Below are 22,278 nucleotides of genomic sequence, written 5' to 3'. Positions count from 1 at the left end.
ACCCCGCTCAACACACGGTGCGGTGTGCCTCGGGCCTGACGTACCGGTATCGCGAGCTGATCGTCTGCGCCGGCCTGGTCCCGGATGACGACGCGCTGCCCGATCTCCAAGCCGCGGCCGACGATCCCGCGGTGGCGAGCAATTACCTCGACCGCGCCGAGAAGACGTGGCAACTTGTGCAGGCCGTGCGCAGCGGCCAGCACGCGGTATTCACCGTGCCGCGACCCCCGGTCAGCTGCACCGGCACCACGGTCAAGCCGCTGTTCCTCGCGGCCGCGCACTGGAAGCGCAATCGGTGCGACGTGAGCATGACGCTGGTCATCGACCGTGCCGACTTCTTAGGTGTCCCCGACCTCGACGAGCGACTGGGCCGCCTGCTGAGCGACCTCAACGTCCGGGTGATCGGTAACACCGCGGTGACCGCCGTGCACCCCGCGCAACGACGCATCACCGTGACCGGCGGCACTTCCACCGAGCTGGGCTACGACATGCTCCACCTGGTGCCGCCGTTCCGTGGGCCCAAGTGGATCGCTGAGTCGGGTCTCACCGGGGATCAGCCGCATGGGTTGGTCGACATCGATCCGAAAACGTTCCGGCACCGCACTCAGCCCGACGTGTGGGCGATCGGCGACGGCGCCGCCGTTGACACCGATCCGTCCGGCGGGGCGCTGCGCCGGCAGGTGGCGATCTTGGTGGACAACTTGCTGGCCGCCCGGAGCGGCAAAGAGTTCACCGACTACGACGGCTACACCGTGGCACCGATCGCGACCGATGCGCACCGGCTGATCGCCGGCGAATTCGACCGCTCCGGGGCGGTGACGTCGTCGCTGCCCTCGTTCCTCGACCCGCTGAAACCGCGGCGCAGTGCCTGGGCGTTCGACCGCTTCGCCTTGCCCGCCATGTACTGGAAGCTGATCCTCAACGGCAGGGTCTGACGAGGGTTACTGGTCGAGCCCGTGTTCGATGGCGTAGCGGGTCAGTTCCACCCGATTGGCGACTTGCAGCTTGCGAAACGTCGCCTGCACATGGTTTTCCACCGTGCGGTGGCTCAGTGAGAGTTTCTGCGCAATCTGTCTGGCGGACATGCCTTTTGCGACGTAACGCAATACTTCGGTCTCTCGCTCGGTCAGGCTCGGGGTGGCCGGGCCCGCGTTGGGAGTCTGGGCGATGCGCCGGTATTCACCCAACACCAACCCGGCCAGGCTGGGCGTGAACACCGCGCGGCCGGCCGCGGTGGCCCGCACCGCGTCGGCCAACTCCGATTTCGATGCGCTCTTGACCAGATAGCCGGTCGCCCCGGCCTTGACGGCCTCTAAGACGTCGTCGCGTTCGTCGGAAGCCGACAACACCAGCACACGCGACGCGGGTGAGACTTCGAGCACTTCCCTGGTGGCCGCCACGCCGTCGCCGTCGGCGAGTCGCATGTCCATCACCACTACGTCCGGCTTGACCACCGCCGCCCGGCGGCGCGCCGCCGCCACGCCCTCAGCGGTGGCGACCACGTCGAACCCGTCGTCGGCCAGGTCACGGGCCACCGCGTCGCGCCAGATCGGATGGTCGTCGACGACCATCACCGTAGGCGCGCCGTCTGCACTCATGTCGTCCTCCGCGGCACCCGCAACTCCCACTCGGTTCCCTCGCCGACCTCACTGTGCACCTCGGCGCTACCACCGAGCGATATCAACCGTCCCACAATCGACTGGGATACGCCGAGGCGTCCCTGGCTGGCCGCTTCCGCCAGGCGGCCGGCGGCGATGCCCACACCGTCGTCGCGGATGCTCACCGTCACCGAATCGCCAAGGTCTTCCAGTAGTACGAAGGCGCGGGCGTTCGGTCCGGCGTGCAGTCGCACGTTGTCCAGCGCATTGCCGACCGCGGCGTCCAGCTCGTCGGCCAGTTCTCGGGTCAACAGCACCGGGGTGCCGGGCAGGCTCATCGACACCCGGTCGGATTCCCGGCGGCGCAGCAACGTGCGCAGGTCGAGCGTCGTGGCGGCGTCACCGTCGACCTCCATGTCGGCGGCGGTGAGCCAGCTGCGCAGGGTGCGTTCCTGCTCACCGGCGAGCCGGGCCAGTTCTGCGGTGCTACCGCCGATCTCGTTGCCCCGTTTGGCGACCAATGCCAGGACTTGGATGACGCCGTCGTGCACCTGGCGTGACAGCCGCTCGCGTTGTTCCACCGCGGCCGACAGTTGAGCCGCTCGTTGCAGTTCGCGGTGGGCGCGCCGGGCGGTGCGGGCCGCCATTCCGACGGCCAGGCCGACGGCCAGCTCGACAATGATGGTGGCGTTGCGGCCCAGGTTAACGTTGACGTAGCCGCGGACGGCTTCGTGGGTGGCGGTGACGACGATGCCGGTCAACATGCCGCCGGCCGGGCCGAATTGCAGCGCGGCGGAAATGGTGGCGTTGCTGGCCCACAGCGTGGTGGGCCAGGTCTGGTTGTTCAGCGCCCACTGCCCGGAGGCGACCACATTCGTCGACGCCATGAGCAGCACCACGACGATCACTTCGCTGAGCACCCAGCCCGGTCGCCGCCCGAATCCCCGCAGATACGCGACCGCGCAAGCCGCGCTCCAGCCGATCAACACGGCGAACAACACCCAGCCCAGGGCGGGTCGGCGCAAATCCGAGTTGACCGCGATATGGAAGCCCAGCGCGTACATGCAGGTGAGCAGCCGGAACAACTGCGCGGCCCGCCATAGCGGTGTCGTCGGGTCCGGACCGTCGCTCGGCACACGGCCAGCTTAAAGGGCACCCACTAGCCTCGGAATCATGACGGAACTGGTTGAGCGGGTACGGGAGGTGCTGCCGTCGGTGCGGCGCGACCTCGAGGATCTGGTGCGCATCGAATCGGTATGGGCCGACCCGGGTCGGCGTGACGAGGTGCACCGCAGCGCCCAAACGGTCGCAGACCTATTGGCCGAGGCCGGTTTTGGCGACGTACGGATCGTCCGCGAAGGTGGTGCGCCGGCGGTGATCGCGCATCACCCGGCGCCGGCAGGTGCTCCCACGGTGTTGTTGTATGCCCACCACGACGTTCAGCCCGAGGGTGATCGCGGGCAGTGGCAATCGGAGCCGTTCGAGCCGACCGAACGCAACGGCCGCCTCTACGGTCGGGGGACCGCCGACGACAAGGCCGGTATCGCAACGCATCTGGCGGCGTTCCGCGCGCATGGCGGCCGGCCGCCGGTGGGTGTGACGGTGTTTGTCGAGGGTGAGGAAGAGTCGGGGTCGCCGACTCTGGGCCGGTTGCTCGCCGCGCACCGCGACGCGCTGGCCGCCGACGTGATCGTCATCGCCGACTCGGACAACTGGAGTAGCGACGTGCCGGCGTTGACGGTGTCGCTGCGGGGATTGGCGGACTGCGTCGTCGAGGTGGCCACGCTGGACCATGGACTGCACTCCGGCCTGTGGGGCGGCGTCATTCCCGACGCCCTGAGCGTGCTGGTTCGTCTGCTGGCCAGCTTGCATGACGACGCCGGCAATGTGGCCGTCCGCGGCTTGCACGAAACCGATATCACCAACCTGAACTTCCCCGAATATCCGCCGGAACGGGTCCGCGCCGATTCCGGCCTACTCGACGGTGTGTCCGAGATCGGGTCCGGGTCAGTGCCGCAACGGCTTTGGGCCAAGCCGGCGATCACCGTGATCGGCATCGACACGACTTCGGTTGCGGCGTCATCGAATACGCTGATTCCCCGCGCCCGCGCCAAGATCAGCATGCGCGTAGCTCCCGGCGGTGACGCCGCCGCGCATCTGGATGCGCTGGAAGACCACTTGCGAAGGCACGCGCCGTGGGGTGCCGAAGTGACGGTCACACGCGGTGAAATCGGTCAGCCCTATGCCGTCGAGGCGAGCGGGACTGTCTATGACGCGGCGCGGGAGGCCTTCCGCGAAGCATGGGGTGCACCGCCGATCGATATGGGGATGGGTGGATCGATTCCGTTCATCGCCGAGTTCGCCGCCGCTTTCCCGCAGGCCAAAATTCTGGTCACGGGGGTGGAGGACCCGAACACGCAGGCGCACAGCATCAACGAGAGCCTGCACCTGGGTGTGTTGGAGCGCGCGGCGATCGCCGAGGCGCTGCTGCTGGCGAGTCTGACCTGACGCACCGCGCGTCAACGGCTGTTCGGGCGCTGAAAGACGGTGTCGTTGTTACCGGTTTTGTTGATCCTCGGATAGCCCGAGTGGTACGTCACCTCGTTGTCGTCGCCGAAGATGTCGATGGTGTCAGCGCTGTCGACGGTGACGTGGTTCGCGCTGCCGAAAACCTCGAGCCTGCGGCAGTGGCCGGTGATGATGTACGCGTTGTTGTCGCCGTCCAGCTTTATGCTGCCGTCGTTGCATTCGATCGAGTCCTTGGCGCCGCTATTGATCATCACGAGGTTGCCGTGCACGGTCGTCTTGTGGTGTGAGTACGCGACGAACAACGCGATGGCGACCACGGCGGCGGCGGTGAACACCACTACCCGTCGTCTCGCGGGCGTGTTCAGATAGCCGGCGGCGCCTCGCCACCACCGCACCAGTGAGTCATCGTTCCCGCTGGGCGGCTGCGGACTGGGCCCTGGCGGCTGGCCGGCTCTCTGCTCCAGATTGCGGATGTGTTGCTCAGGGTCGTCGGGATCCATCGCTGAATCACCCGCTTTACCGGTCACGACGGTCTCGCTAGACGGACAGGTCGCGCCGGAGTTTGGCGACGTGGCCGGTGGCCTTGACGGCGTACTGCGCAGCTGCGATCTTGCCCTTCTCGTCGACGACGAACGTCGACCGGATGACGCCCTGCACAGTCTTGCCGTACATCTTCTTCTCGCCGTAGGCGCCGTAGGCGGTCAGCACCTTGCGCTCGGGGTCGGAGAGCAACGGGAAGGTCAGCCCTTCGGCGTCGCGGAACTTGGCCAGCTTCTCCGGTTTGTCCGGAGAGATGCCGACGACATCGAGGCCGGCGTCGTTGAGTTCGTGCAGGTTGTCGCGGAAGTCGCAGGCCTGTTTGGTGCAACCGGGCGTCGAAGCCGCCGGGTAGAAGTACACGATGACGCGGCGTCCCTGGTAGTCGGCCAGCGACACTTTGTTGCCATCGGCGTCGGGCAGAGTAAAGGCAGGAGCTTTGTCTCCGGGGGCAAGCCGTGCGGTCTCGGTCAAGGTGCGTCCTTTCTGTTCACCGGAGCGTTAGGCCCTGCACCGGCTGATTTAGGGTAGTGCGGGGCAGGGCAATGAGCACCCAATGTGGGCGACTTGGAGGATAGACACGTGGCGGACCGCGATCCCGAGACCATCAAGAAGGAGATCGACGTCGCCCGCGACCAGCTGGCCGCGACCGTCGACTCGCTGGCCGAGCGCGCCAACCCGCGGCGTCTGGCCGACGATGTCAAGGCTCGACTGATCGAATTCGTCAAGAAGCCCGCCGTGACGGTGTCCTTGGCTGGGGTGGGAGCTCTTGTCGTCGTGGTGGTGGTCCATCGCGTGAGGAATCGCTGAGCCGCTTGGTCGAGGGTGAATCCACGGCGTCGGCTGTGTAGCCAGGGCGGGGAATTCGGCGATATGGCGCCCTGGGCGCACGCTCAAGTCCGTCGCCGCACGCTCGACGGCCTCACACCGAGCAGTCACACCATGCCCGCGCCGGTGCTGCGTTGTACGTGCACTGGCAGATCATCGGCCCACGGCTGGCTGGTGACCATGTCGTCAACCTCGAAATAGCCGCGCTCGAACTCTCCTGTCGCGGCGTCGACGAGTCGGTACTCCTGCCTCTGGACATGGATAGGCTGCGCGTCGAGAATCACCACCCGGACCTCGCCGGGTTCGAATCCGCACCGCTCCTGTAGCGCCTCGATGAGGCACTCGTTGTGCATATGCCCGTCGCCGAAGTTCCATCCCAGGATCACCGAGCACAGGGTTTCGCCTTCGCAGACGTTGTAGTCATCTTCGTCGTAGCCGGCCATCGCCCGGTGCGCCAACGTGAACAGGGCACGCCCGTGGGTGTTCATGCCGCGGAATGCGAACCCGAGGTGCAGGGGTATCTGAGCGGCTTCCTTGCTTCGGTACAACCGCTCGAGCTGTAGGTGATACATCGGTCCGAGCGCGCGCGAGCCGGTGCGGAATTTCTCGTCGGCCGAAGGCTTGACGCACCACAACGTGGTATCCCAATTGCCGGCGTAATACCGCATGCCAGGCAGGAAAGAAACCTTGCGCGGGTACAGGTTTCCGACGACTACGGTCGCGACCATCAGCGTGAACAGCACAATGGGCCACGGGCTTCGCAGATCGGCCACACCCACGTCGGCATGAGCGACAAACAGCGCCAACACCCCGAAGATCATGAAGACATTCCACTCCAGCGGCACACCCATCGGGAACGCCAGCAAGATGTTCAAGTGGAAGACGATCATGACGAACGCCGCGATGGTCGTCGGCCAGCCGCCGCCGGAGAAGAACAAGACCAGAGGCACCAGCCCTTCGACCGCCGTGGAGAAGTGGGCGATGACGCCCGCCAATCGGCTGGGGCGCAGATCGTCCGGATACCGCTTGAACAACGACCGCTTGAAGGCACCCGAGGGGATGAACGGATTGTTGGCCAGCATTGTCGAGATCACGAACGGAAAGTGCTTGGTGAGCTTGGAGGTAGCCGCACCCAACCAGATCACCACGAAGACGAGCTTGGCGCCGACGACGATGTCCGCCCCGGAGAACAGAAACACCAGCGCCAGCGGCCCGTACACCTCGGCGCGCGCGGCCAAGAAAATCACTTTGTCGCGCAGGCTGATAGCGGCCAACACCAAGAGGATCGCCACGGTCTGCCACCGCGGCAGCACGCCGATTGCCGTGTGCAGCTCTGGAATTGGACCGGTGCCGTCAGAAACCAGCGCGTTGACCAGCGATACGAGAAGCGCGGCGTAAAGCAAGGCGTCGAACCCGGTCCTGTTTGCGCCTTTGGTCAATGGCACCCGGGCCGGCCATGGCGGTAAGCGAATGGTGCCCGGACGCAGCCAGTACAGAACCGAACCCATCGGCGGAAAGTAGCGTCCCGCAAGCGGACCGAAGCAGCAGCCGAGACCGACGACTTCGAACAACATCGTGTAGAGAACGGCCTTCTGAAACACGACGGGTTCCGACCACCAGGAACCGACGTTCGTGAAACCGTCAACGCCTTTGGTCGTCAGCGCGAACAGCCAGCAGCCGAGGATGTAAAGCCCTATCTTCACGCCATACATCACATGCATCACCAGGGGGGTGCCGAAGCCGTTCTCGGCAATGTGACGCGCCATCGGCACGATGCGCTCGGCGCGTGTTCGCGTGCTCCATTCGGCCATGTCGACAACGGGCAGGTTGGGCTGGATGAACCCCATGGAAGCTCCTTCGGCGCGACTCGGTGGAGGGCGACGAACGCCGGTCTGTGTGACAGAAAATACTCCTCACCACCTCGAATGCGACAGCAGATTGTTGGGGATGCCGGCCAGTTCGTTGCAATCAACGGGATTGAATTTCGAGAGAACAGCTATGGCCGATGCCGGCGCCAGACGAGGACACAGGACACGACCGGTACGCCAACCAAAGGCCGCTCGCCTCACAGGCCAAAGACAATGCGCTGCAGTGTTTTTGAGCGCGCAGAGAGTCCCTCGTCGGCAGTGTGGACGGTGGGACGGCCGGGCAGCGTGGACCACGCCCCGGTACCCGCATCGGCGCAGCCACGCACCGGTCCGTTAGACACAGTCGCCGCTGCAATGGCACCGTGGCCCTGGTGTCGCGCCCCCGGGCGCGGCGTTTCTCCGTACCAGTGACCCTCGAAAGGAACGCTCACGTGGGAACTGGCACCGTACAGATCGTCGGCGGGTACAAGAGTTTCGACGGCGACACCAATGCCCTCAGCGACATCAACCTGACCATCGACGACGGCGACTTCCTGGCCATCTTGGGTCGCAGCGGCAGCGGAAAATCAACCCTGCTGCGGGTCATCGCCGGCTTGGAGAAGCTGACCTCCGGAACCGTCGAATGGTCCAACGGCAGTGGCGTGACCCGGCCGCACACCGGCGTCGTCTTCCAGCAGGCGCTGCTCCTGCCGTGGCTGACCGCCGGTGAGAACGTCATGCTCGCCGGGCGCTTCGCCGCGCACAAGAATTCGTTCCAACGCTCCTACGCAGAGGAACTGCTGCGCCAATTCGACCTCGAACGCGTGGCCGACCGCTATCCCGATCAGCTGTCCGGCGGCCAGGCACAACGTGTCGCAATCATCCGCGCCGTCGCCACCCGCCCCCGGCTGCTGCTGCTGGACGAGCCGTTCAGCGCACTGGATCCTGCCATCCGCGCCGATTTGCAATCGTGGCTGGCCAAGCTGGCCGCCGAGCTGAATATCACCATCGTCCTGGTCACCCATGACGTCGACGAGGCACTGTTGTTGGCCAGCCGCGTCGTATTGCTCGGTCCCGACGGGCGGATCCGGCGGGAATGGCAGCCAGCCGTCACCGCAGCGGTGCGCAGCGGCAACGAGGAACTCAGGCAGCAGATTCTGGACCACTACCGCCTGGTCGAACAATGACCGCGGGCTTGGTCAGCCGGCGGTCATTGCTCGCCGGTACGGTCGCGGTAGCCGCCGCTGGTGGTTTGGCCGGGATCACCGATCTGGCGCGCGCGGCCAGCGTCGACCGCACCAACACCAGTGGGCAGCTGCGGGTCGGCTACCTGCCGATCACCGACGCGGCACCACTGCTCATCGCGCACGCCGACGGCCTTTACCAGCGGGGCGTGGTCAGCCCGGCCAAGCCCGTGTTGTTTCGCAGCTGGGCGTCGTTGGCCGAAGCTTTCGTCACCCGGCAGGTCGACGCCGTGCACATGCTGATGCCGACGGCCATCCAACTGAGGTTCCTGCTGAAGAGCCCGGTGCGGGTGCTGAGCTGGAATCACACCAACGGGTCAGCATTGACGGTCGCGCCCCACATCACTGATCTCGGGCAGCTGGCCGGGACGCAGGTGGCCATCCCGTTCTGGTGGTCGATCCACAACATCATCCTGCAGCAACTGTTGCGCGCCCACGATTTGGTCCCGGTGGTACGCCGCAGCGCATCGCGCAGCGCCCGCACGGTCGAGCTCATCGTCATGAGCCCGTCGGACATGGTGCCGGCGCTGGCGAACCGGTCGATCAGCGGATATGTCGTGGCCGATCCCTTCAACGCCATGGCCCAGGTGCGCAAGATCGGCCGCATTCACACCTTCCTGGGCGATGTCTGGCGCGACCACGCCTGCTGCGTGGTCTTGGCCCATGACGACCTGATCGAGCACCGACCCGAGGCCGCCGCCTCGCTGGTCAACTCGATCGTCGGCGCCCAGCAGCGCATCAGCACCGACCGCCCGGTCGCCGCCGCGACCATGTCCAAAGGTGCCTACCTGCCACAACCATTGCCGGCGATCAAGACCGCGCTGACGTACCGCGCCCAGGACTACCGATTCCAACACCCGGACTGGCAACCGCAGCGCCTCGGATTTCAACCGTTCCCGTTTCCAAGCTTCACCCGGCGACTCGTGGAGGCCATGCACGACACCGTCGTCGACGGCGACCGCAACTTCCTCGATCGGCTCGACCCCGCGGCCGTGCACTCGGAACTGGTGGTCGACAGCTTCGTGCGGACCGCTCTGAGCGCACACGGTGGCCCCCAAGCGTTTGGCATTCCCTCCGACCTCACTCGCACCGAACAGGTACAACCGCGATGACTCTCGAACAAACCAGCACCACGACGGGCCTGCCGGCACCCGGACAGCCGGGCGCACCGACAGCCGCCAGATGGTCACTGTTGCAACGCTGGTGGCCCCCGACATTGGCGATCGCACTGGCGATCGCGGTGTGGTGGTTAGGCACCGCGGTGCTGGCTCCGTCACAGTCGTTGTTGCGGGAGACCACGCCGGTGAAAGTGGTGCAAGCGCTGGCCGACCTGTTCAACCGAGGCGTGTTGCTGCCCGACACGGGAATCAGCCTGTGGCGGTTGCTGATCGGCTTGCTCGTTGGCGCCGTCATCGGCATACCCGCGGGCCTGCTCATTGGGATGAACGATATAGCCGACCGCGCCACCCGTCCGGTGGTGCAGTTCCTTCGCATGATCTCGCCGCTGTCCTGGGCGCCGATCTCGGTGGCGCTGTTCGGGATTGGCAATGAGCCGGTCGTTTTCCTGATCGCCGCAGCGTCGGTGTGGCCGATCCTGATCAACACCGCCGCCGGCGTACATGCGGTCGACCCGGGCCACTTGCAAGTGGCCAGATCATTTGGCGCCAGCCGAATCGAGCAACTGACGGTAATCGTGTTGCCGGCCATCAGAGGTCACCTGCAGACGGGATTGCGCGTCGCGCTGGGAATCGCATGGGTGGTACTGGTACCCGCCGAGATGCTCGGAGTGCGTTCGGGTTTGGGTTATCAGATCCTCAACGCCCGCGACCAACTCGCCTACGGACAGGTCGTCGCCGTGATTGTGGTCATCGGCGTGATCGGCTACATCCTGGATTTAGTCGCGCGGCGGGCGCTGCAGGGCTCAGGCGCGCATCGCTGAATCGATTGCTTAGGAATCAGGAGCCGTCTCTCCGCTCACTTCATCGTCGCGAGGTTGCGCCATAGATTCTTGAGGCTGTCTGTGCCGCCGAATAGCGTCGTGAAATTGGTGGAGTCCAGGACCACGATGTCACCGGCTCGCTGCCCGGACGGCGGCATCCACAGCAGCGCATTGAAATCGACGTTGCCCGCTTCGGTGAAGGGGTGAGGGCGGTCTGGATCGACGCGTTGCCTGCCCAGGACATGCACTGACTTGTCCGCGCCGGGAATCACTTCATAGTGCGGCAGATGTGGATGGAAGTTGAGCGTCGTCACGTCGTCCAGCAATCCGGGCGTGTCGAGATCGCGGAACCCGGTGAGCGGTGCGATCTCCTTGGTACCTGGCACGACTGCCGGGCGAAGTCCCCAGATGTTGCGGATGGGGATGTCGAGTGCCTCCATCAGCGAGCGCGTGTACGCGCTGAACCGCTGCTGGCGCGGTACCAGGGGATCTCCATGGTGCGAGTACTCGGTTTGCCGCTGCACCAAGTCGTCGGTGAATCCCACGTCGTGGTGCGGGGCAAGCAACAGGCATGTTCCTTCCCGTTTCAGCCAGTCGCGGATGGCCGCGACTTCGTCGAGTTCTGCTGCTTCTTCGCCCAACACATGATCGAGTCCGAAGACCATCAATGTATCGGTGTCGGACAATATGCGTTCGTCGATCAACTGCTTGTAGCCGGCCTGATCGACGCGTTGGAACACTGCGACGGGGTGGCCGGTAACTTCGCCTGCCACTTCTTGAAATGCCAGGGTGGAGCGGTGGAAGAGTTCCAACGTCCCGGCGATGCCCTGGAGGAAGCTGGCCTCATCCCACTCGGACGTCTCGTAGTTGGGCCATGCCGCCCTGCGAACTTCCGTCATCGTGGAGAAACGATTGTCGAGTGTCTCGATGTTGCGTTGTGACTCCCACGGGTAGCTCCAGGTCCAGTAAATGCTCATCCGCCGCCCGCGGGTGTGCGGGCGGGCGATGTGGGACTGGTTGTACGTTCTTGCGGCAGGCGATGTGCTCACGTTTTGTCCTTGATGTTCAATCAGAGATTCGCGATGTACCGCATAGCTTTGATGCCGGGTAGGAAGAAGTAAGCCCCACCCGTGAGCGTGGTGAAAGCCGGCAGTCCCTTGAGGGTCCGGCGGATCGGCCGCTTCGGAACCTTGAATTCCATTGTGCCGTCTTGTATTCCGCAAATAGGATCGCGCTCATTGCCCAATTCGTGAAACGTTTGATCGTTGATCCAGACGTTCTGAGCGAATTCGAATTGCCGGATCAGACTGGCGCAGATGATAAAGGCGGCGATCCCACGGTCCGCCCCATCGTCGGGCTCACCCTCGGGCAGCGCCGGTCCGTAGGTGGCGCCGCGCCGAATCATACGGTGACGGTTCATGTTTGGTGCGGTGTCTCGAGGGTTGAGCCGTCTGGCGTGCGCACCTAACGGGCACGCGTATCCGTGTGGGTCCATCTCTTGGTAGTTGAAGTCGTTGTTCCGCAGAGGGTCTGCGCCTAACTCAGGATCGTCCTTGTCGGGAGCCAAGACCAGCGGAGCGCCACTGCGCCAGCGGCCCATGAATTTCGCGGCCAATAACTCTTCGTCTTCTGGCGTATTGGAGTGAGCACGAAGGTAGTCGCGGAATAATCCGACATGCTCCTGTAATCGTCGATATGCCGCGTAGGTGCCGTTGCGCGATAGTTCGGCTGGTTCGGGCAGAGTGGCGACTGGTCCGAGCTCGTCCGGATACCCGAGGATGAACTCCCCGGCTTTCAGCGCCGCGCCGGAGCCCGGCGTGGGTTCTTCGCCTGATCCCTCAATCACGGGCTGTGACAGTCGATCTCGAAAGCCGAAGTGGTCGTGGGCGTAGTTGAACGGCGGTGTCGCGTTCAGGTCGAGGTACGATAACCGGCGTACGCCGTCGCACCGCGCCACCAGTTCGTCGTGGGCTGTGGTGGCGCTGGCATGCTCGGCGTCGTCACGTGCGAAGAGTATCGCAATCGCGTGCAGATCAGCATCGGCCAACCCGCCGATCCAATGGTCGGGGTGGTTGCGCCCGGTGTCACCGAGAATATCCGCCCTGGCCGCCATGCCTTGACGAAACTCTTGAGGAAAGGTTTCGAGCGAATGTTCCGGCACACCGAGTGCCCGCAATCCGTTCCAAGTGAACCCCAGTGTGACCCAACGCTTCGCGCTGTCCATGGTTTCGCGGACGGACGCAGCCGACTCGACGATCTCGACCAGTTCCGAAAGCCAGGTTCGTCCCCCCGCGGGCTCGTCAAACGACAGGAATTCGTAACGACCTGTCATGGCCGGGGTACGGGTGAGCAAGATGTGCTGGATGTCGTCTAGTTCTAGCATGGGCGTGAGCTTCGATGCTTCTCATTGCATTTCGTCGAGCATCGTTTGGAAAGCCGCCTTCAGCCGGAGCGCCTTCTTGACCTCTTCCGCTGTGACGTAGGGATATTCGCCGTACTCCAAGAAACTCGGCACCTGATGCTCTCGGACGAAGTTGATGAACGCTTCGGGGTTTTCTCTCCAGTCCTCGGGGAATCCCTCGAGGTTCGTGAAGACGGTGGTGATCCCGGTTTGACTGAACAGTTGCACCGCGTCCTCGGTGTATTTGTCGAAGTCGGTGTCGAAGATGCCTTGGTACTGAAAATGCAGGCCGGATCCCGCATCGAACAGCTGCCAGCGCAAGTAGTGCAGTTTCAGCGGGGCGAGCACGTCGGGATCGGCCTTGATTGCCTCTTCGAGCTGGCGGCCATAGGAGCGAACCGCCTCTTCGCGACCCGGTTTGACTTTGGCGATTATCGAAAAGCCGTAGCAGGCCGGGGTGCGAGGATAGATGGGTCCATAGCGCCCGCGCTGCAGCTCGAAGTACCCCTCCTTGGGGATGGCGACCGCCGCCGGTTTGCTCCAGTCGAAATCAGATGCCGCCATCGTCACTCCCGCGTCGCGCCGTGAGCCGGACACTAGCACTTGCTCGGCGATCTTCAAGGGTTTGCGGCCATAGGCCGACGGCAGGACGAAGGCCGAGTTCAGGAGACGAGCGGCCCCAGATCGGGGCGCTCTACGAAAAGTGCGCCGTCAGGGTTTCGAACCCCGGACCCGCTGATTAAGAGTCAGCTGCTCTACCAACTGAGCTAACGGCGCCTAAGACGGCCAAGACCGCGTACGCGACAATAACAGGCGATGCGCCGCAGCGCGAAATCCCGCTCACTCGCTTGACCGCTGGTTATCCGCGGGAAGTCGTCAGAACAGCGTGCCGCAGTACGGTGACCGTTCGGTACGGAACGCATCATCGAGATCCCGCAGCGCGCCTGGACGGAGTTCGGTGATGCGGTTGGCTCGATGCAGTTCCAACGCTCGATGCGCGCCCATGTAGATCGTTCCCAGGTCGGCCAGTCCGATTTCGACGTCGGCAGGGCCGTCATACGGTTCGCTTTTGCCGACACCGTCGCGAACCTGCAGCCGGAACCGGCCCCCGGCGACGCTCAAGGGATCTGTGACCTCCAGCACGAGGTCGACGTCGGCGGAGTACGTTCGTGTGTCGAGCGCCTGGGGGACGTCCATGATCCGTAACCACAGGAAGTCGCTCATGTTGACGGTCTTCGCAGCGAGCTGGTTCTTCAATTTGAGCAGAAGCGGGTCGTCGGACGGCAACTCGATCACTATGTTGTCGAAGGTCTTGGAGCCGATCAGCGTGGCGAGTAGCTCGGTGTGGGCTTCGTTGGTGATGGCGCAGAAGTCTTGAACCACCACGGTGCCGAAGGGTCGCCGGAACGCGTGTGGCGAGGCTCCGTTCACCCGGTACGTCAGGAAGCCGTCGGGATGGACGATGAAATTGAGCGCGGATCCGTTCTCCCGCTGCGTGATCCTGTCTTCTAAGACGTCGTCCCACCACGCGCGGTCCCGGCTCAGCGCCCCGGGGGTGGCGGCGAACCAACGGTCATAGAGCGCAGGCAGCAATTGTGCGGCCTGCGACACGTTCACCGTCCGGGCCAAGCACTTGCTGGGCTTGGTTCGCAGCTCGGTGAACCGCGGCTCGATGTCGTAGGTCCGGGCGTAGCTGGCCACCCCGGCGCCCAGAATTTCGTAGACAGTTGGCTGGGTGGGGACACCGCAAAGAATGGGAACACCACGGTTCTGCAGAATTCCGAAACCTTCGATGCTGAGCCGTTGCCAGATCCCTTTGCCTTGATGCGTCGCGGCGACGGCGATCATCGCCAGCCAGGCCGCTTCCAGACTCGCGCCGCCGGGAACCGTCAGCTGAAGCCGGTAGTAAAGCGAGGTTCCGACCACGAAAGGCTGTTGCGGATCGGAGACGTCCTCGGCAATGAGGATGTCGTGGAGGTTGACGCGTCGTTTCCACGCTTCGACGTCGCCCGGGTCGACCGTAACCCCGTACGCGCCGGCCTGGTTCTCGTAGACGGCCAGCCAATCGTCCTCGGTGGGATGTCTGACCTTGATGGCGCCGTCTGTCGTGTTCATTGCTCGTCCAATTCGCTGTCGGCTCAGGTGAATCGGCGCCGTGACGCTCGTTTAGAAGCGTTCTGCCCTGAGGGTACTGACCCCGTCCGATACCCGAGTGCTGGATCGCCAAACGTTACAACGCCGTGCGGGAAGGTGCCCACCGAGGCGACCGGAGACGGCCACGCCTGGCGATCCCGGGAAGCATCGCGGCGTAGCGCTGTTGAAAGATGCTGAAAGGATCAGACGACGTTGGTGTGGGTATAGAAGTTCCCCGGGAACCGGCACCGGAAGGACTCGAATGCTGCAAGCAATCACTCGACTTGCGATCGCGGCGCCGCGGCGCATCATCGCGGTGGCCGTGCTGGTGCTGTTGGGCGCCGCGGTGTTCGGCATACCCGTGATCAACAGCCTGTCAGCCGGTGGCTTCCAGGACCCGACCTCAGAGTCTGCGCGGGCTTCCGAACTGCTCAAGGATCGATTCGGCCAGACCGATCAAAAGATGCTGATTGTCGTCACCTCTCCCGGCGGGGTCCGCAGCGATCCGTCGCGCCGGGTCGCCACCGACATCGTCGATCACCTCAAACACTCGCCGTGGGTCTTGGACGTCTCGTCGGCGTGGACCGTGCCGCCGCAGGCCGCCACGCAGCTCATCAGCAAGGACGGCAAATCCGGGATGATCGTGGCCGCCCTGAAAGGCGGGGAGAACAACGCGCAGACGTACGCCAGCGACCTGACCCGGCAGTTGGTGCACGATCGCGACGGTGTCACCGTGCGCGCCGGTGGCATGGCGGTGGCCTACGCCCAGATCAATCAACAGAACCAACGCGACCTGGTGCTGATGGAGGCCATCGCGGTACCGCTGAGCTTCGCGGTTCTGGTGTGGGTGTTGGGCGGTGTGGTGGCGGCCGCCCTGCCCATCGTCGTCGGCGTGCTCGCCATCGTCGGCACGTTGTCGGTCTTGCGGCTGGTCAGCTTCGCAACCGACGTGTCGACGTACGCACTGGATCTCAGCGTCGCGATGGGTCTGGCGCTGGCGATCGACTACAACCTGCTGATCATCAGCCGCTACCGCGAAGAGCTGGCGCGGACGGACGACCGGGACCAGGCGCTGCTGCGGACGATGTCCACCGCAGGCCGCACCGTGCTGTTCTCTGCCTTGACTGTCGGGCTGTCGATGTCGGTCATGGCGTTGTTCCCGATGTACTTCTTGAAATCGTCGGCCTACACCATGGTGGTCACCGCGGTCATTGTCGCCGCCGCGGCGGTGCTGGTGACCCCGGCGGCCATCGTGGTGCTGGGCCCGCGGCTCGACGCGCTGGACGCTCGTCGATTCGCACGTCGGATGTTGCCCCGCGCCAAGTGGTTACGGGACCACGCGCACCGACCGGTCCACTCGGTGTTCTGGTACCGATCGACCAAGTTCGTGTTGCGTCACGCCGTGCCGGTCGGGCTGAGCGTGGTGGCCCTGCTGCTAGTGCTGGGCGCGCCGTTCCTCGGGGTGAAGTGGGGCTTCCCCGACGAGCGGGTGCTGCCCGAAGCCGCGTCGGCGCGCCAAGTCGCCGACATGCTGGACAACGACTTCCCCACCGGACTGGGCACCGCGGTGACCGTCGTCGTGCCCGATGCCAAAGGTGTGACCCCCGCCGAGTTGGAGCGCTTCGCCGTCGAACTGTCGCGGGTACCGGACGTCTCCGCCGTCACGGCGCCGACTGGCACCTTTGTGGCCGGCTCGCTGACAGGTCCGCCCGCGGCGCCGACCGGCTTGGCGAACGGCAGCGCCTTTCTGACCGTGGCCACCACCGCGCCGCTGTACTCACAGGCCTCGGCCGCCCAACTGGACCGATTACACGCGGTCAAAGGACCGGCGGGTCGCGCCGTAGAAATGGCCGGGTTGGCACAGGTCAACCGCGACAGCGTCGACGCGATCACCAAGCGGCTGCCCATGGTGCTCGGGCTGATCGCGCTGATCACCTTCACTCTGCTCTTCTTGCTCACCGGCAGTGTGGTGTTGCCGCTGCAGGCGTTGGGGTGCAACCTGTTGTCGCTGACGGCCGCGTTCGGTGCCATGGTGTGGATCTTCCAGGACGGCCATCTCGGCGCACTGGGCACCACACCCAACGGAACGTTGAACGCCAACATCCCGATGTTGTTGTTCTGCATCGCTTTTGGTCTTGCCATGGATTACGAGGTGTTCTTGGTCTCGCGGATCCACGAGTACTGGCTGGCCGCTCAAGCCGACCGCGGCCAGCGCCCGAGTGCGGAGGAGGCGCGGGCCGACACCGACGAGAGCACGGCATTGGGTTTGGCCGGCATCGGACGCGTGGTCACCAGTGCCGCCGTCGTGATGTCCATCTCCTTCGCCGCGCTCATTCCCGCGCACGTGTCGTTCATGCGGATGCTGGGTGTGGGCCTGACGCTTGCCGTGCTGGCCGACGCCACGCTGGTCCGGATGGTTCTGGTGCCGGCCTCCATCCACCTGCTGGGCCGCTGGACATGGTGGGCGCCGGGACCGTTGAGCTGGCTGCAGCACCGGCTGGCGACCGGTGAAGCCGACGCTGCCGCGGTCGGTCGGCGGCGCTGGGCCGCCGACGCGTCCGAATCCCCGGAACCCGATGAGGAACGGGTTACCGCATCCGCGAGTGACGGTGGGTAGCGCCTTGACGATGCAAACGGATATCGCCGCCGCTTTACTGGCACTAGCTTCTGCGCTGTGCATCGCGATCGGTGACGCACTGCAGCAACGCGCGGCGCACGGGATCACCGACGAATCAGTCGGCCCCGTTGCCTTGTTCGCCAGCCTGTTGCGCAATCGGTGGTGGCGGTGGGGAACGCTGTTGCTGGCGGCCAGTATCGCGTTGCAAGCGGCCGCTCTGGGTCAGGGTTCGGTGTTGCTGGTGCAGGCGCTGCTGATGCTGTCGTTGTTGTTCGCGTTGCCGATCAGTGCCAAGTTGTCGCACCGGACCGTCACGGCTGGCCAGTGGCTTTGGGCTGGCCTGCTTACCGCTGCGGTGGTCATCGTCGTCACCGTCGGTAACCCGCAGGCCGGTCGGACCGACGCATCGCTGGCGACGTGGGCTGTCGTGGCCGTCGTGCTCGGGCCGCTGTTGATCGTGTGCGTCGCGGCGGGCCGAGTCCGGGGTGGCGTCGTCGCGGCCGTGCTGTACGCGTTCGTGTCCGGTTCGCTGTGGGGAGTGTTCGGGGTGCTGACCAAGGAGGTCGTCGCCCGGCTCGCCGACGGCCCGTGGGCGGTGTTCCAAGCCCCTGAGCTGTATGCCTGTGTGGCGGTGGCGTTGGGTGGTTTCGTCTGGAGCCAGTCGGCGTTCCGGGCTGGACCGTTGACCGCCTCCATGCCGACGTTGCAGGTCTCCCAACCGGTCGTCGCGGCCGTGCTCGGCATCACTGTGCTCGACGAGACGCTGACTCCCGGGCGCCTCGGAATGATCGCCTTGGTGGCGGCGGCGGCCGTGATGATGGCGGCCATCATCAAGCTCGCTCGCGTCGAAGCGGTCAGCGCCGCGGAGCTGAGCGAGTCGGCTCCTGACGATGCGGTAGGCAAACCGGCGTAGGAAGACGTTGCTGCGCGCGCTCAGCCGCCGAAGCAGTCGCAAAGCAGAATCGTTTCGCCGCTTTGCCGCCAATGTCGGCATGGGCCGGGCGAAAAACCCTTTAGAATGCTTCCACTGTCCTGGTCAGCGGTGACCACAATATTGGAGTTTTCTGGAAGGTCACTGAATGACGCCTTTGCGCAGACGACGATTGTGGCTGGTGATGGCCATGATCCCGGTTGCTGTGTTGGCTGTCGCCTGCGGCGGCGGGGGCGGTTCCGCCGCGCCGGCGAAGGTGATCGTCGACAAGGGCACACCCTTCGCCGACCTGCTTGTCCCGAAGCTCACCGCCTCGGTGACCGACGGCGCGGTGGGTGTCACCGTGGATACGCCGGTGACGGTGACGGTTGCCGATGGTGTGCTGGCGTCGGTCACCATGGTCAACGACAACGGCCGGTCGATCAGTGGCCAGCTCAGCCCCGACGGGCTGCGCTGGCAGACCACCGAACAGCTCGGCTACAACCGGCGCTACACGCTGAACGCCAAGGCGCTCGGCCTCGGTGGCGCGGCCACTCGTCAGATGGCGTTCCAAACCAGCTCGCCCGCGCACTTGACGATGCCTTACGTGGTGCCCGGTGACGGTGAAGTCGTCGGGGTCGGTCAACCCGTGGCCATCCGCTTCGACGAGAACATCGCCAACCGCCTAGCCGCCGAGAAGGCCGTCAAGATCACCACCAACCCGCCCGTCGAGGGCGCGTTCTACTGGTTGAACAATCGCGAAGTCCGTTGGCGCCCAGAACGATTCTGGAAGCCGGGCACCAACATCGACGTCGCGGTCAACACCTACGGCGTCGACCTGGGCGACGGCATGTTCGGCGAGGACAACGTCAAGACGCACTTCACCATCGGCGACGAGGTGATCGCCACGGCCGACGACACCACCAAGATCGTGACCGTGCGCGTCAACGGAGAAGTCGTCAAGACGATGCCCACGTCGATGGGCAAAGACAGCACGCCGACGGCCAACGGCATCTACACCGTCGGCGCGCGGTTCAAGCACATCATCATGGACTCGTCCACCTACGGCGTGCCGGTCAATTCGCCCAACGGCTACCGCACCGACGTGGACTGGGCGACGCAGATCTCCTACAGCGGGGTGTTCGTGCATTCCGCGCCGTGGTCGGTGGGTGCGCAGGGGCATACGAACACCAGCCACGGATGTCTCAACGTGAGCCCCAGCAACGCGCAGTGGTTCTACGACCACATCAAGCGCGGCGACATCGTCGAGGTGATGAATACCGTGGGCGGCACGCTGCCGGGCACAGAGGGCTTGGGGGACTGGAACATCCCGTGGGAGCAGTGGCGCGCGGGTAACGCCAACGACTAGCACGTCGCCCCCGGCTCCGGGGGTTAGCTGACGCAACCGGGGCAGGGGCCGGGGTCGCCCTCGATGAGCATGGCGGCGACTTGTCTGTTGGCGCCGCCGTTGCTCACCCACGCCGGTGAGTGCTCGTTCATGGTGCCGATCATGAAGTGGTGGCAGGTGCCCATGTCCCAGTTCGGAGTGCCGAATGTGGTGGGCAGTGGCATGCCCGGGCACCATTCGTAGCTACACGCCATGCCGTTGCACACGCCGATCGGGTAGGTGTAAGCCGGCGCCGAGCCCCACGCCCGCGACGGCGATGCCGCCGGAGAGCAATGCCCCGGCGAGTGTGCGCGTGATGCGAGTGCTGCTCATCCGTGTGCTGTCCTTTCTGAGTTGCCTGCCCGCCTTGGTTCCGGCTTGTGAGGCAACTAGACAGCGATCTCTGCGCTACCGATCACAGAAATTATGGAATCGTCACTACCCTGACGGTGCAACTGACGAATCCGTCGTATTGGGGTGAGTGACGGGACTCGAACCCGCGACCCCCAGGATCACAACCTGGTGCTCTACCAACTGAACTACACTCACCATGGCCGCCAGCGGGCCCCGGAAGCGGGCTAACGAGCGGCGACGTCGATATTAACCGCTCGGACGCTCACCGGCCGAATCGGAATCATCCACCGCGCCCCCGCCGTCTTGCAAATCCTCGACCACCGCGGCGATCTCGCTGGTAGAAGGCCCGGGCGGGGTGACGAATGCGGTGCGCCGGTAGAACTGCAATTCGCGGATGGACTCCCGAATGTCGGCCAGCGCCCGGTGGGCGAGCCCTTTGGGCGGTTGGCCGAAGTAGATCCGCGGGTACCAGCGCCGGCACAACTCCTTGATCGAGCTGACATCGATCATGCGGTAGTGCAGAAAAGCGTCGAGTTGGGGCATGTCGCGGGCGATGAACGAGCGGTCGGTCGCGATCGAGTTGCCCGCCAACGGCGCCGTCCTAGGTTGCTTGACGTGCTCGTTGATGTAGTCGAGCACCATCTTCTCCGCGGTGGGCAGGTCGACGGTGGACGCCTTGACTTCCTCGATCAGCCCGGATCGGGTGTGCATCTCGGTGACGACGTCGATCATGGCGGACAGCGCCGCGTCTTCGGCATGAATCACCACGTCGACGCCGTCGCCGAGGATGTTCAGATCGGCGTCGGTGACCAGGGCAGCGATTTCGATCAATTTGTCCGAGCCCAGGTTAAGCCCGGTCATCTCGCAATCGATCCACACCAATTCGTCGCGCACAGCGCTCAGCGTAAAGCCCAGGCGAGACTCGGACGTTTCTCCCCCTGACAAGTAGGGTGAGGTTTGCCCTACTGGACGCTCGAACCGGGGGAAGGCGCGATGAGTAGCGAATCGGCGGCGCAGCGCATTTCGGCGGGATATGCCGTCGAAGGCCAGGCTCTGGAACTAGGCACTGTCGTCGTGGACGGCCATTCCGATGCGTCGGCTCCCATTCGCATCCCGCTGGCCACTATCAACCGGCACGGACTGGTGGCCGGTGCCACGGGAACCGGCAAGACCAAGACCTTGCAGCTCATCGCCGAACAGCTCAGCGCCGCAGGGGTGGCTGTGTTGATGGCCGACGTCAAAGGCGATCTGTCCGGCTTGTCCCGTCCGGGCCAGCCCAACGAGAAAACCGTTGCGCGCGCGAAAGACACGGGCGACAACTGGGAACCGACGGCCTACCCGGTGGAGTTCTTCTCGCTGGGCACCGAAGGTGTCGGAGTTCCGGTGCGCGCGACCATCTCCAGCTTCGGACCGATTCTGCTGGCGAAAGTGTTGGGGCTCAACGCCACTCAAGAATCCACGCTCGGTCTGATCTTCCACTGGGCTGACCAGAACGGTTATGCGCTGCTGGACTTGAAGGATCTGCGGGAGGTCATCAGCCACCTGCTCAGCGCTGAGGGCAAGGCTGCGCTGAAATCGCTTGGCGCGGTGTCGCCGACGACGGCCGGTGTCATCCTGCGGGCGTTGGTGAATCTGGAAGCCGAGGGTGCCGACACCTTCTTCGGCGAGCCCGAGCTCAATCCGGACGACCTGATGCGCCAGGATGATCAGGGACGCGGCGTCATTACGCTGCTCGAATTCGGCAGCCAGTCGTTGCGGCCGGTGCTGTTCTCCACCTTTCTGATGTGGGTTCTGGCCGACCTGTTCACGTTCTTGCCCGAAGTGGGGGACCTGGACAAGCCGAAGCTGGTGTTCTTCTTCGACGAGGCACACCTGCTGTTCGCCGACGCCTCGAAAGCGTTCCTCGAGCAGGTAGAGCAGACCGTCAAGCTGATTCGCTCCAAGGGCGTCGGGG

General features: G+C 64.7%; 22 protein-coding genes and 2 tRNA genes. 10 read left to right on the top strand and 14 right to left on the bottom strand.

The window, feature by feature from the left end; translation table 11 throughout:
- A partial coding sequence (locus tag A9W95_RS27090) for an FAD/NAD(P)-binding oxidoreductase (protein WP_172826522.1) occupies positions 1-935 on the top strand: 935 nt, incomplete at its 5' end.
- 6 nt (positions 936-941) lie between these two features.
- On the opposite strand, the gene A9W95_RS01300 is transcribed toward A9W95_RS27090, so the two are convergent.
- Both A9W95_RS01300 and macS read right to left on the bottom strand, forming a co-directional pair.
- On the bottom strand, positions 942-1,598 hold the full coding sequence (locus A9W95_RS01300) for a response regulator transcription factor (protein ID WP_067408850.1): 657 nt from the start codon (positions 1,596-1,598) through the stop codon (positions 942-944).
- A complete protein-coding gene (gene macS, locus A9W95_RS01295; RefSeq protein ID WP_067408846.1) occupies positions 1,595-2,734 on the bottom strand; it encodes a MacS family sensor histidine kinase in 1,140 nt (379 codons plus the stop codon). Before macS ends, A9W95_RS01300 begins: the two co-directional genes overlap by 4 nt.
- A 37-nt stretch (positions 2,735-2,771) precedes the next feature.
- Here macS and A9W95_RS01290 point away from each other — a divergent pair, with 37 nt between their 5' ends.
- Positions 2,772-4,106, top strand: coding sequence for a dipeptidase (locus A9W95_RS01290; RefSeq protein ID WP_067408845.1), 1,335 nt, complete (start codon positions 2,772-2,774; stop codon positions 4,104-4,106).
- An 11-nt stretch (positions 4,107-4,117) separates the two neighbouring features.
- On the opposite strand, the gene A9W95_RS01285 is transcribed toward A9W95_RS01290, so the two are convergent.
- The gene (locus A9W95_RS01285; RefSeq protein WP_156745946.1) at positions 4,118-4,654 is read right to left on the bottom strand and encodes a DUF3060 domain-containing protein; all 537 of its coding nucleotides are present in this window, start codon (positions 4,652-4,654) and stop codon (positions 4,118-4,120) included.
- Positions 4,655-4,664: 10 nt separating this feature from the next.
- On the bottom strand, positions 4,665-5,138 hold the full coding sequence (gene bcp, locus A9W95_RS01280) for a thioredoxin-dependent thiol peroxidase (RefSeq protein ID WP_067408843.1): 474 nt from the start codon (positions 5,136-5,138) through the stop codon (positions 4,665-4,667).
- 108 nt (positions 5,139-5,246) lie between these two features.
- On the opposite strand from bcp, the gene A9W95_RS01275 reads away from it, so the two are divergent.
- A complete protein-coding gene (locus A9W95_RS01275; RefSeq protein ID WP_067408842.1) occupies positions 5,247-5,474 on the top strand; it encodes a DUF3618 domain-containing protein in 228 nt (75 codons plus the stop codon).
- 125 nt (positions 5,475-5,599) lie between these two features.
- Here A9W95_RS01275 and A9W95_RS01270 read toward each other — a convergent pair whose 3' ends face one another.
- Positions 5,600-7,339 carry a DUF3556 domain-containing protein gene (locus tag A9W95_RS01270; RefSeq protein WP_067408841.1) on the bottom strand — a complete coding sequence of 580 codons (1,740 nt, stop codon included), beginning with the start codon at positions 7,337-7,339 and terminating at the stop codon, positions 5,600-5,602.
- Between the two features lie 452 nt (positions 7,340-7,791).
- Between A9W95_RS01270 and A9W95_RS01265 the strand changes: the two genes are divergently transcribed.
- From A9W95_RS01265 to A9W95_RS01255, 3 genes are read left to right on the top strand one after another with little or no spacing between them, the layout of a single operon-like run.
- On the top strand, positions 7,792-8,526 hold the full coding sequence (locus A9W95_RS01265) for an ABC transporter ATP-binding protein (protein WP_067408840.1): 735 nt from the start codon (positions 7,792-7,794) through the stop codon (positions 8,524-8,526).
- The gene (locus tag A9W95_RS01260; RefSeq protein ID WP_067408839.1) at positions 8,523-9,695 is read left to right on the top strand and encodes an ABC transporter substrate-binding protein; all 1,173 of its coding nucleotides are present in this window, start codon (positions 8,523-8,525) and stop codon (positions 9,693-9,695) included. Before A9W95_RS01265 ends, A9W95_RS01260 begins: the two co-directional genes overlap by 4 nt.
- The gene (locus A9W95_RS01255) at positions 9,692-10,522 is read left to right on the top strand and encodes an ABC transporter permease (protein WP_067408838.1); all 831 of its coding nucleotides are present in this window, start codon (positions 9,692-9,694) and stop codon (positions 10,520-10,522) included. The genes A9W95_RS01260 and A9W95_RS01255 overlap by 4 nt, the downstream gene beginning before the upstream one ends.
- A gap of 35 nt (positions 10,523-10,557) precedes the next feature.
- Here A9W95_RS01255 and A9W95_RS01250 read toward each other — a convergent pair whose 3' ends face one another.
- From A9W95_RS01250 to A9W95_RS01230, 5 genes are all read right to left on the bottom strand, one after another.
- Complete coding sequence (locus A9W95_RS01250) at positions 10,558-11,571, bottom strand: hypothetical protein (protein ID WP_067408837.1); 1,014 nt, start codon at positions 11,569-11,571, stop codon at positions 10,558-10,560.
- Between the two features lie 20 nt (positions 11,572-11,591).
- A complete protein-coding gene (locus tag A9W95_RS01245) occupies positions 11,592-12,905 on the bottom strand; it encodes a peroxidase (RefSeq protein ID WP_067408836.1) in 1,314 nt (437 codons plus the stop codon).
- Between the two features lie 21 nt (positions 12,906-12,926).
- On the bottom strand, positions 12,927-13,487 hold the full coding sequence (locus A9W95_RS01240) for a hypothetical protein (RefSeq protein WP_067408849.1): 561 nt from the start codon (positions 13,485-13,487) through the stop codon (positions 12,927-12,929).
- A gap of 140 nt (positions 13,488-13,627) precedes the next feature.
- Positions 13,628-13,700: transfer RNA gene (locus A9W95_RS01235), tRNA-Lys, on the bottom strand.
- A gap of 99 nt (positions 13,701-13,799) precedes the next feature.
- On the bottom strand, positions 13,800-15,038 hold the full coding sequence (locus A9W95_RS01230) for a GNAT family N-acetyltransferase (protein ID WP_067408835.1): 1,239 nt from the start codon (positions 15,036-15,038) through the stop codon (positions 13,800-13,802).
- Positions 15,039-15,318: 280 nt separating this feature from the next.
- Between A9W95_RS01230 and A9W95_RS01225 the strand changes: the two genes are divergently transcribed.
- The 3 genes from A9W95_RS01225 to A9W95_RS01215 all read left to right on the top strand — a co-directional run bounded on the left by A9W95_RS01225 (position 15,319) and on the right by A9W95_RS01215 (position 19,952).
- Positions 15,319-17,673, top strand: a complete 2,355-nt coding sequence (locus tag A9W95_RS01225) for an MMPL family transporter (RefSeq protein ID WP_067408834.1) — start codon at positions 15,319-15,321, stop codon at positions 17,671-17,673.
- Between the two features lie 10 nt (positions 17,674-17,683).
- The gene (locus tag A9W95_RS01220) at positions 17,684-18,586 is read left to right on the top strand and encodes a DMT family transporter (protein ID WP_067408848.1); all 903 of its coding nucleotides are present in this window, start codon (positions 17,684-17,686) and stop codon (positions 18,584-18,586) included.
- 166 nt (positions 18,587-18,752) lie between these two features.
- On the top strand, positions 18,753-19,952 hold the full coding sequence (locus tag A9W95_RS01215; RefSeq protein WP_067408833.1) for an Ig-like domain-containing protein: 1,200 nt from the start codon (positions 18,753-18,755) through the stop codon (positions 19,950-19,952).
- A 23-nt stretch (positions 19,953-19,975) separates the two neighbouring features.
- On the opposite strand, the gene A9W95_RS01210 is transcribed toward A9W95_RS01215, so the two are convergent.
- The 4 genes from A9W95_RS01210 to orn all read right to left on the bottom strand — a co-directional run bounded on the left by A9W95_RS01210 (position 19,976) and on the right by orn (position 21,218).
- The gene (locus tag A9W95_RS01210) at positions 19,976-20,155 is read right to left on the bottom strand and encodes a hypothetical protein (protein WP_156745945.1); all 180 of its coding nucleotides are present in this window, start codon (positions 20,153-20,155) and stop codon (positions 19,976-19,978) included.
- Positions 20,156-20,174: 19 nt separating this feature from the next.
- Positions 20,175-20,303 carry a hypothetical protein gene (locus A9W95_RS28185; RefSeq protein ID WP_256388880.1) on the bottom strand — a complete coding sequence of 43 codons (129 nt, stop codon included), beginning with the start codon at positions 20,301-20,303 and terminating at the stop codon, positions 20,175-20,177.
- A gap of 140 nt (positions 20,304-20,443) precedes the next feature.
- Positions 20,444-20,519: transfer RNA gene (locus A9W95_RS01205), tRNA-His, on the bottom strand.
- A gap of 51 nt (positions 20,520-20,570) precedes the next feature.
- The gene (gene orn / locus A9W95_RS01200; RefSeq protein ID WP_067408831.1) at positions 20,571-21,218 is read right to left on the bottom strand and encodes an oligoribonuclease; all 648 of its coding nucleotides are present in this window, start codon (positions 21,216-21,218) and stop codon (positions 20,571-20,573) included.
- A 99-nt stretch (positions 21,219-21,317) separates the two neighbouring features.
- Between orn and A9W95_RS01195 the strand changes: the two genes are divergently transcribed.
- Positions 21,318-22,278: helicase HerA-like domain-containing protein (locus tag A9W95_RS01195; RefSeq protein WP_156745944.1), on the top strand; the 961-nt coding region annotated here is incomplete at its 3' end.

It is taken from the genome of Mycobacterium sp. 1423905.2 (assembly GCF_001673155.1).
In the GTDB taxonomy this organism is placed as follows: Bacteria; Actinomycetota; Actinomycetes; order Mycobacteriales; family Mycobacteriaceae; genus Mycobacterium.
Note: the sequence above shows the minus strand (reverse complement) of the source record. Positions and strands in the feature narration are given on the sequence as shown.

Excerpts from the sequence above, each read along its gene's own strand:
- A9W95_RS01255 (WP_067408838.1), top strand. The coding sequence starts at position 9,692 with ATGACTCTCGAACAAACCAGCACCACGACGGGCCTGCCGGCACCCGGA.
- A9W95_RS01220 (WP_067408848.1), top strand. The coding sequence starts at position 17,684 with ATGCAAACGGATATCGCCGCCGCTTTACTGGCACTAGCTTCTGCGCTG.
- A9W95_RS01230 (WP_067408835.1), bottom strand. The coding sequence starts at position 15,038 with ATGAACACGACAGACGGCGCCATCAAGGTCAGACATCCCACCGAGGAC.
- A9W95_RS01290 (WP_067408845.1), top strand. The coding sequence starts at position 2,772 with ATGACGGAACTGGTTGAGCGGGTACGGGAGGTGCTGCCGTCGGTGCGG.
- A9W95_RS01260 (WP_067408839.1), top strand. The coding sequence starts at position 8,523 with ATGACCGCGGGCTTGGTCAGCCGGCGGTCATTGCTCGCCGGTACGGTC.
- A9W95_RS01300 (WP_067408850.1), bottom strand. The coding sequence starts at position 1,598 with ATGAGTGCAGACGGCGCGCCTACGGTGATGGTCGTCGACGACCATCCG.
- A9W95_RS01245 (WP_067408836.1), bottom strand. The coding sequence starts at position 12,905 with ATGCTAGAACTAGACGACATCCAGCACATCTTGCTCACCCGTACCCCG.
- A9W95_RS01215 (WP_067408833.1), top strand. The coding sequence starts at position 18,753 with ATGACGCCTTTGCGCAGACGACGATTGTGGCTGGTGATGGCCATGATC.
- A9W95_RS01225 (WP_067408834.1), top strand. The coding sequence starts at position 15,319 with ATGCTGCAAGCAATCACTCGACTTGCGATCGCGGCGCCGCGGCGCATC.
- A9W95_RS01240 (WP_067408849.1), bottom strand. The coding sequence starts at position 13,487 with ATGGCGGCATCTGATTTCGACTGGAGCAAACCGGCGGCGGTCGCCATC.
- A9W95_RS01270 (WP_067408841.1), bottom strand. The coding sequence starts at position 7,339 with ATGGGGTTCATCCAGCCCAACCTGCCCGTTGTCGACATGGCCGAATGG.
- A9W95_RS28185 (WP_256388880.1), bottom strand. The coding sequence starts at position 20,303 with ATGAGCAGCACTCGCATCACGCGCACACTCGCCGGGGCATTGCTCTCC.
- A9W95_RS01210 (WP_156745945.1), bottom strand. The coding sequence starts at position 20,155 with ATGCCACTGCCCACCACATTCGGCACTCCGAACTGGGACATGGGCACC.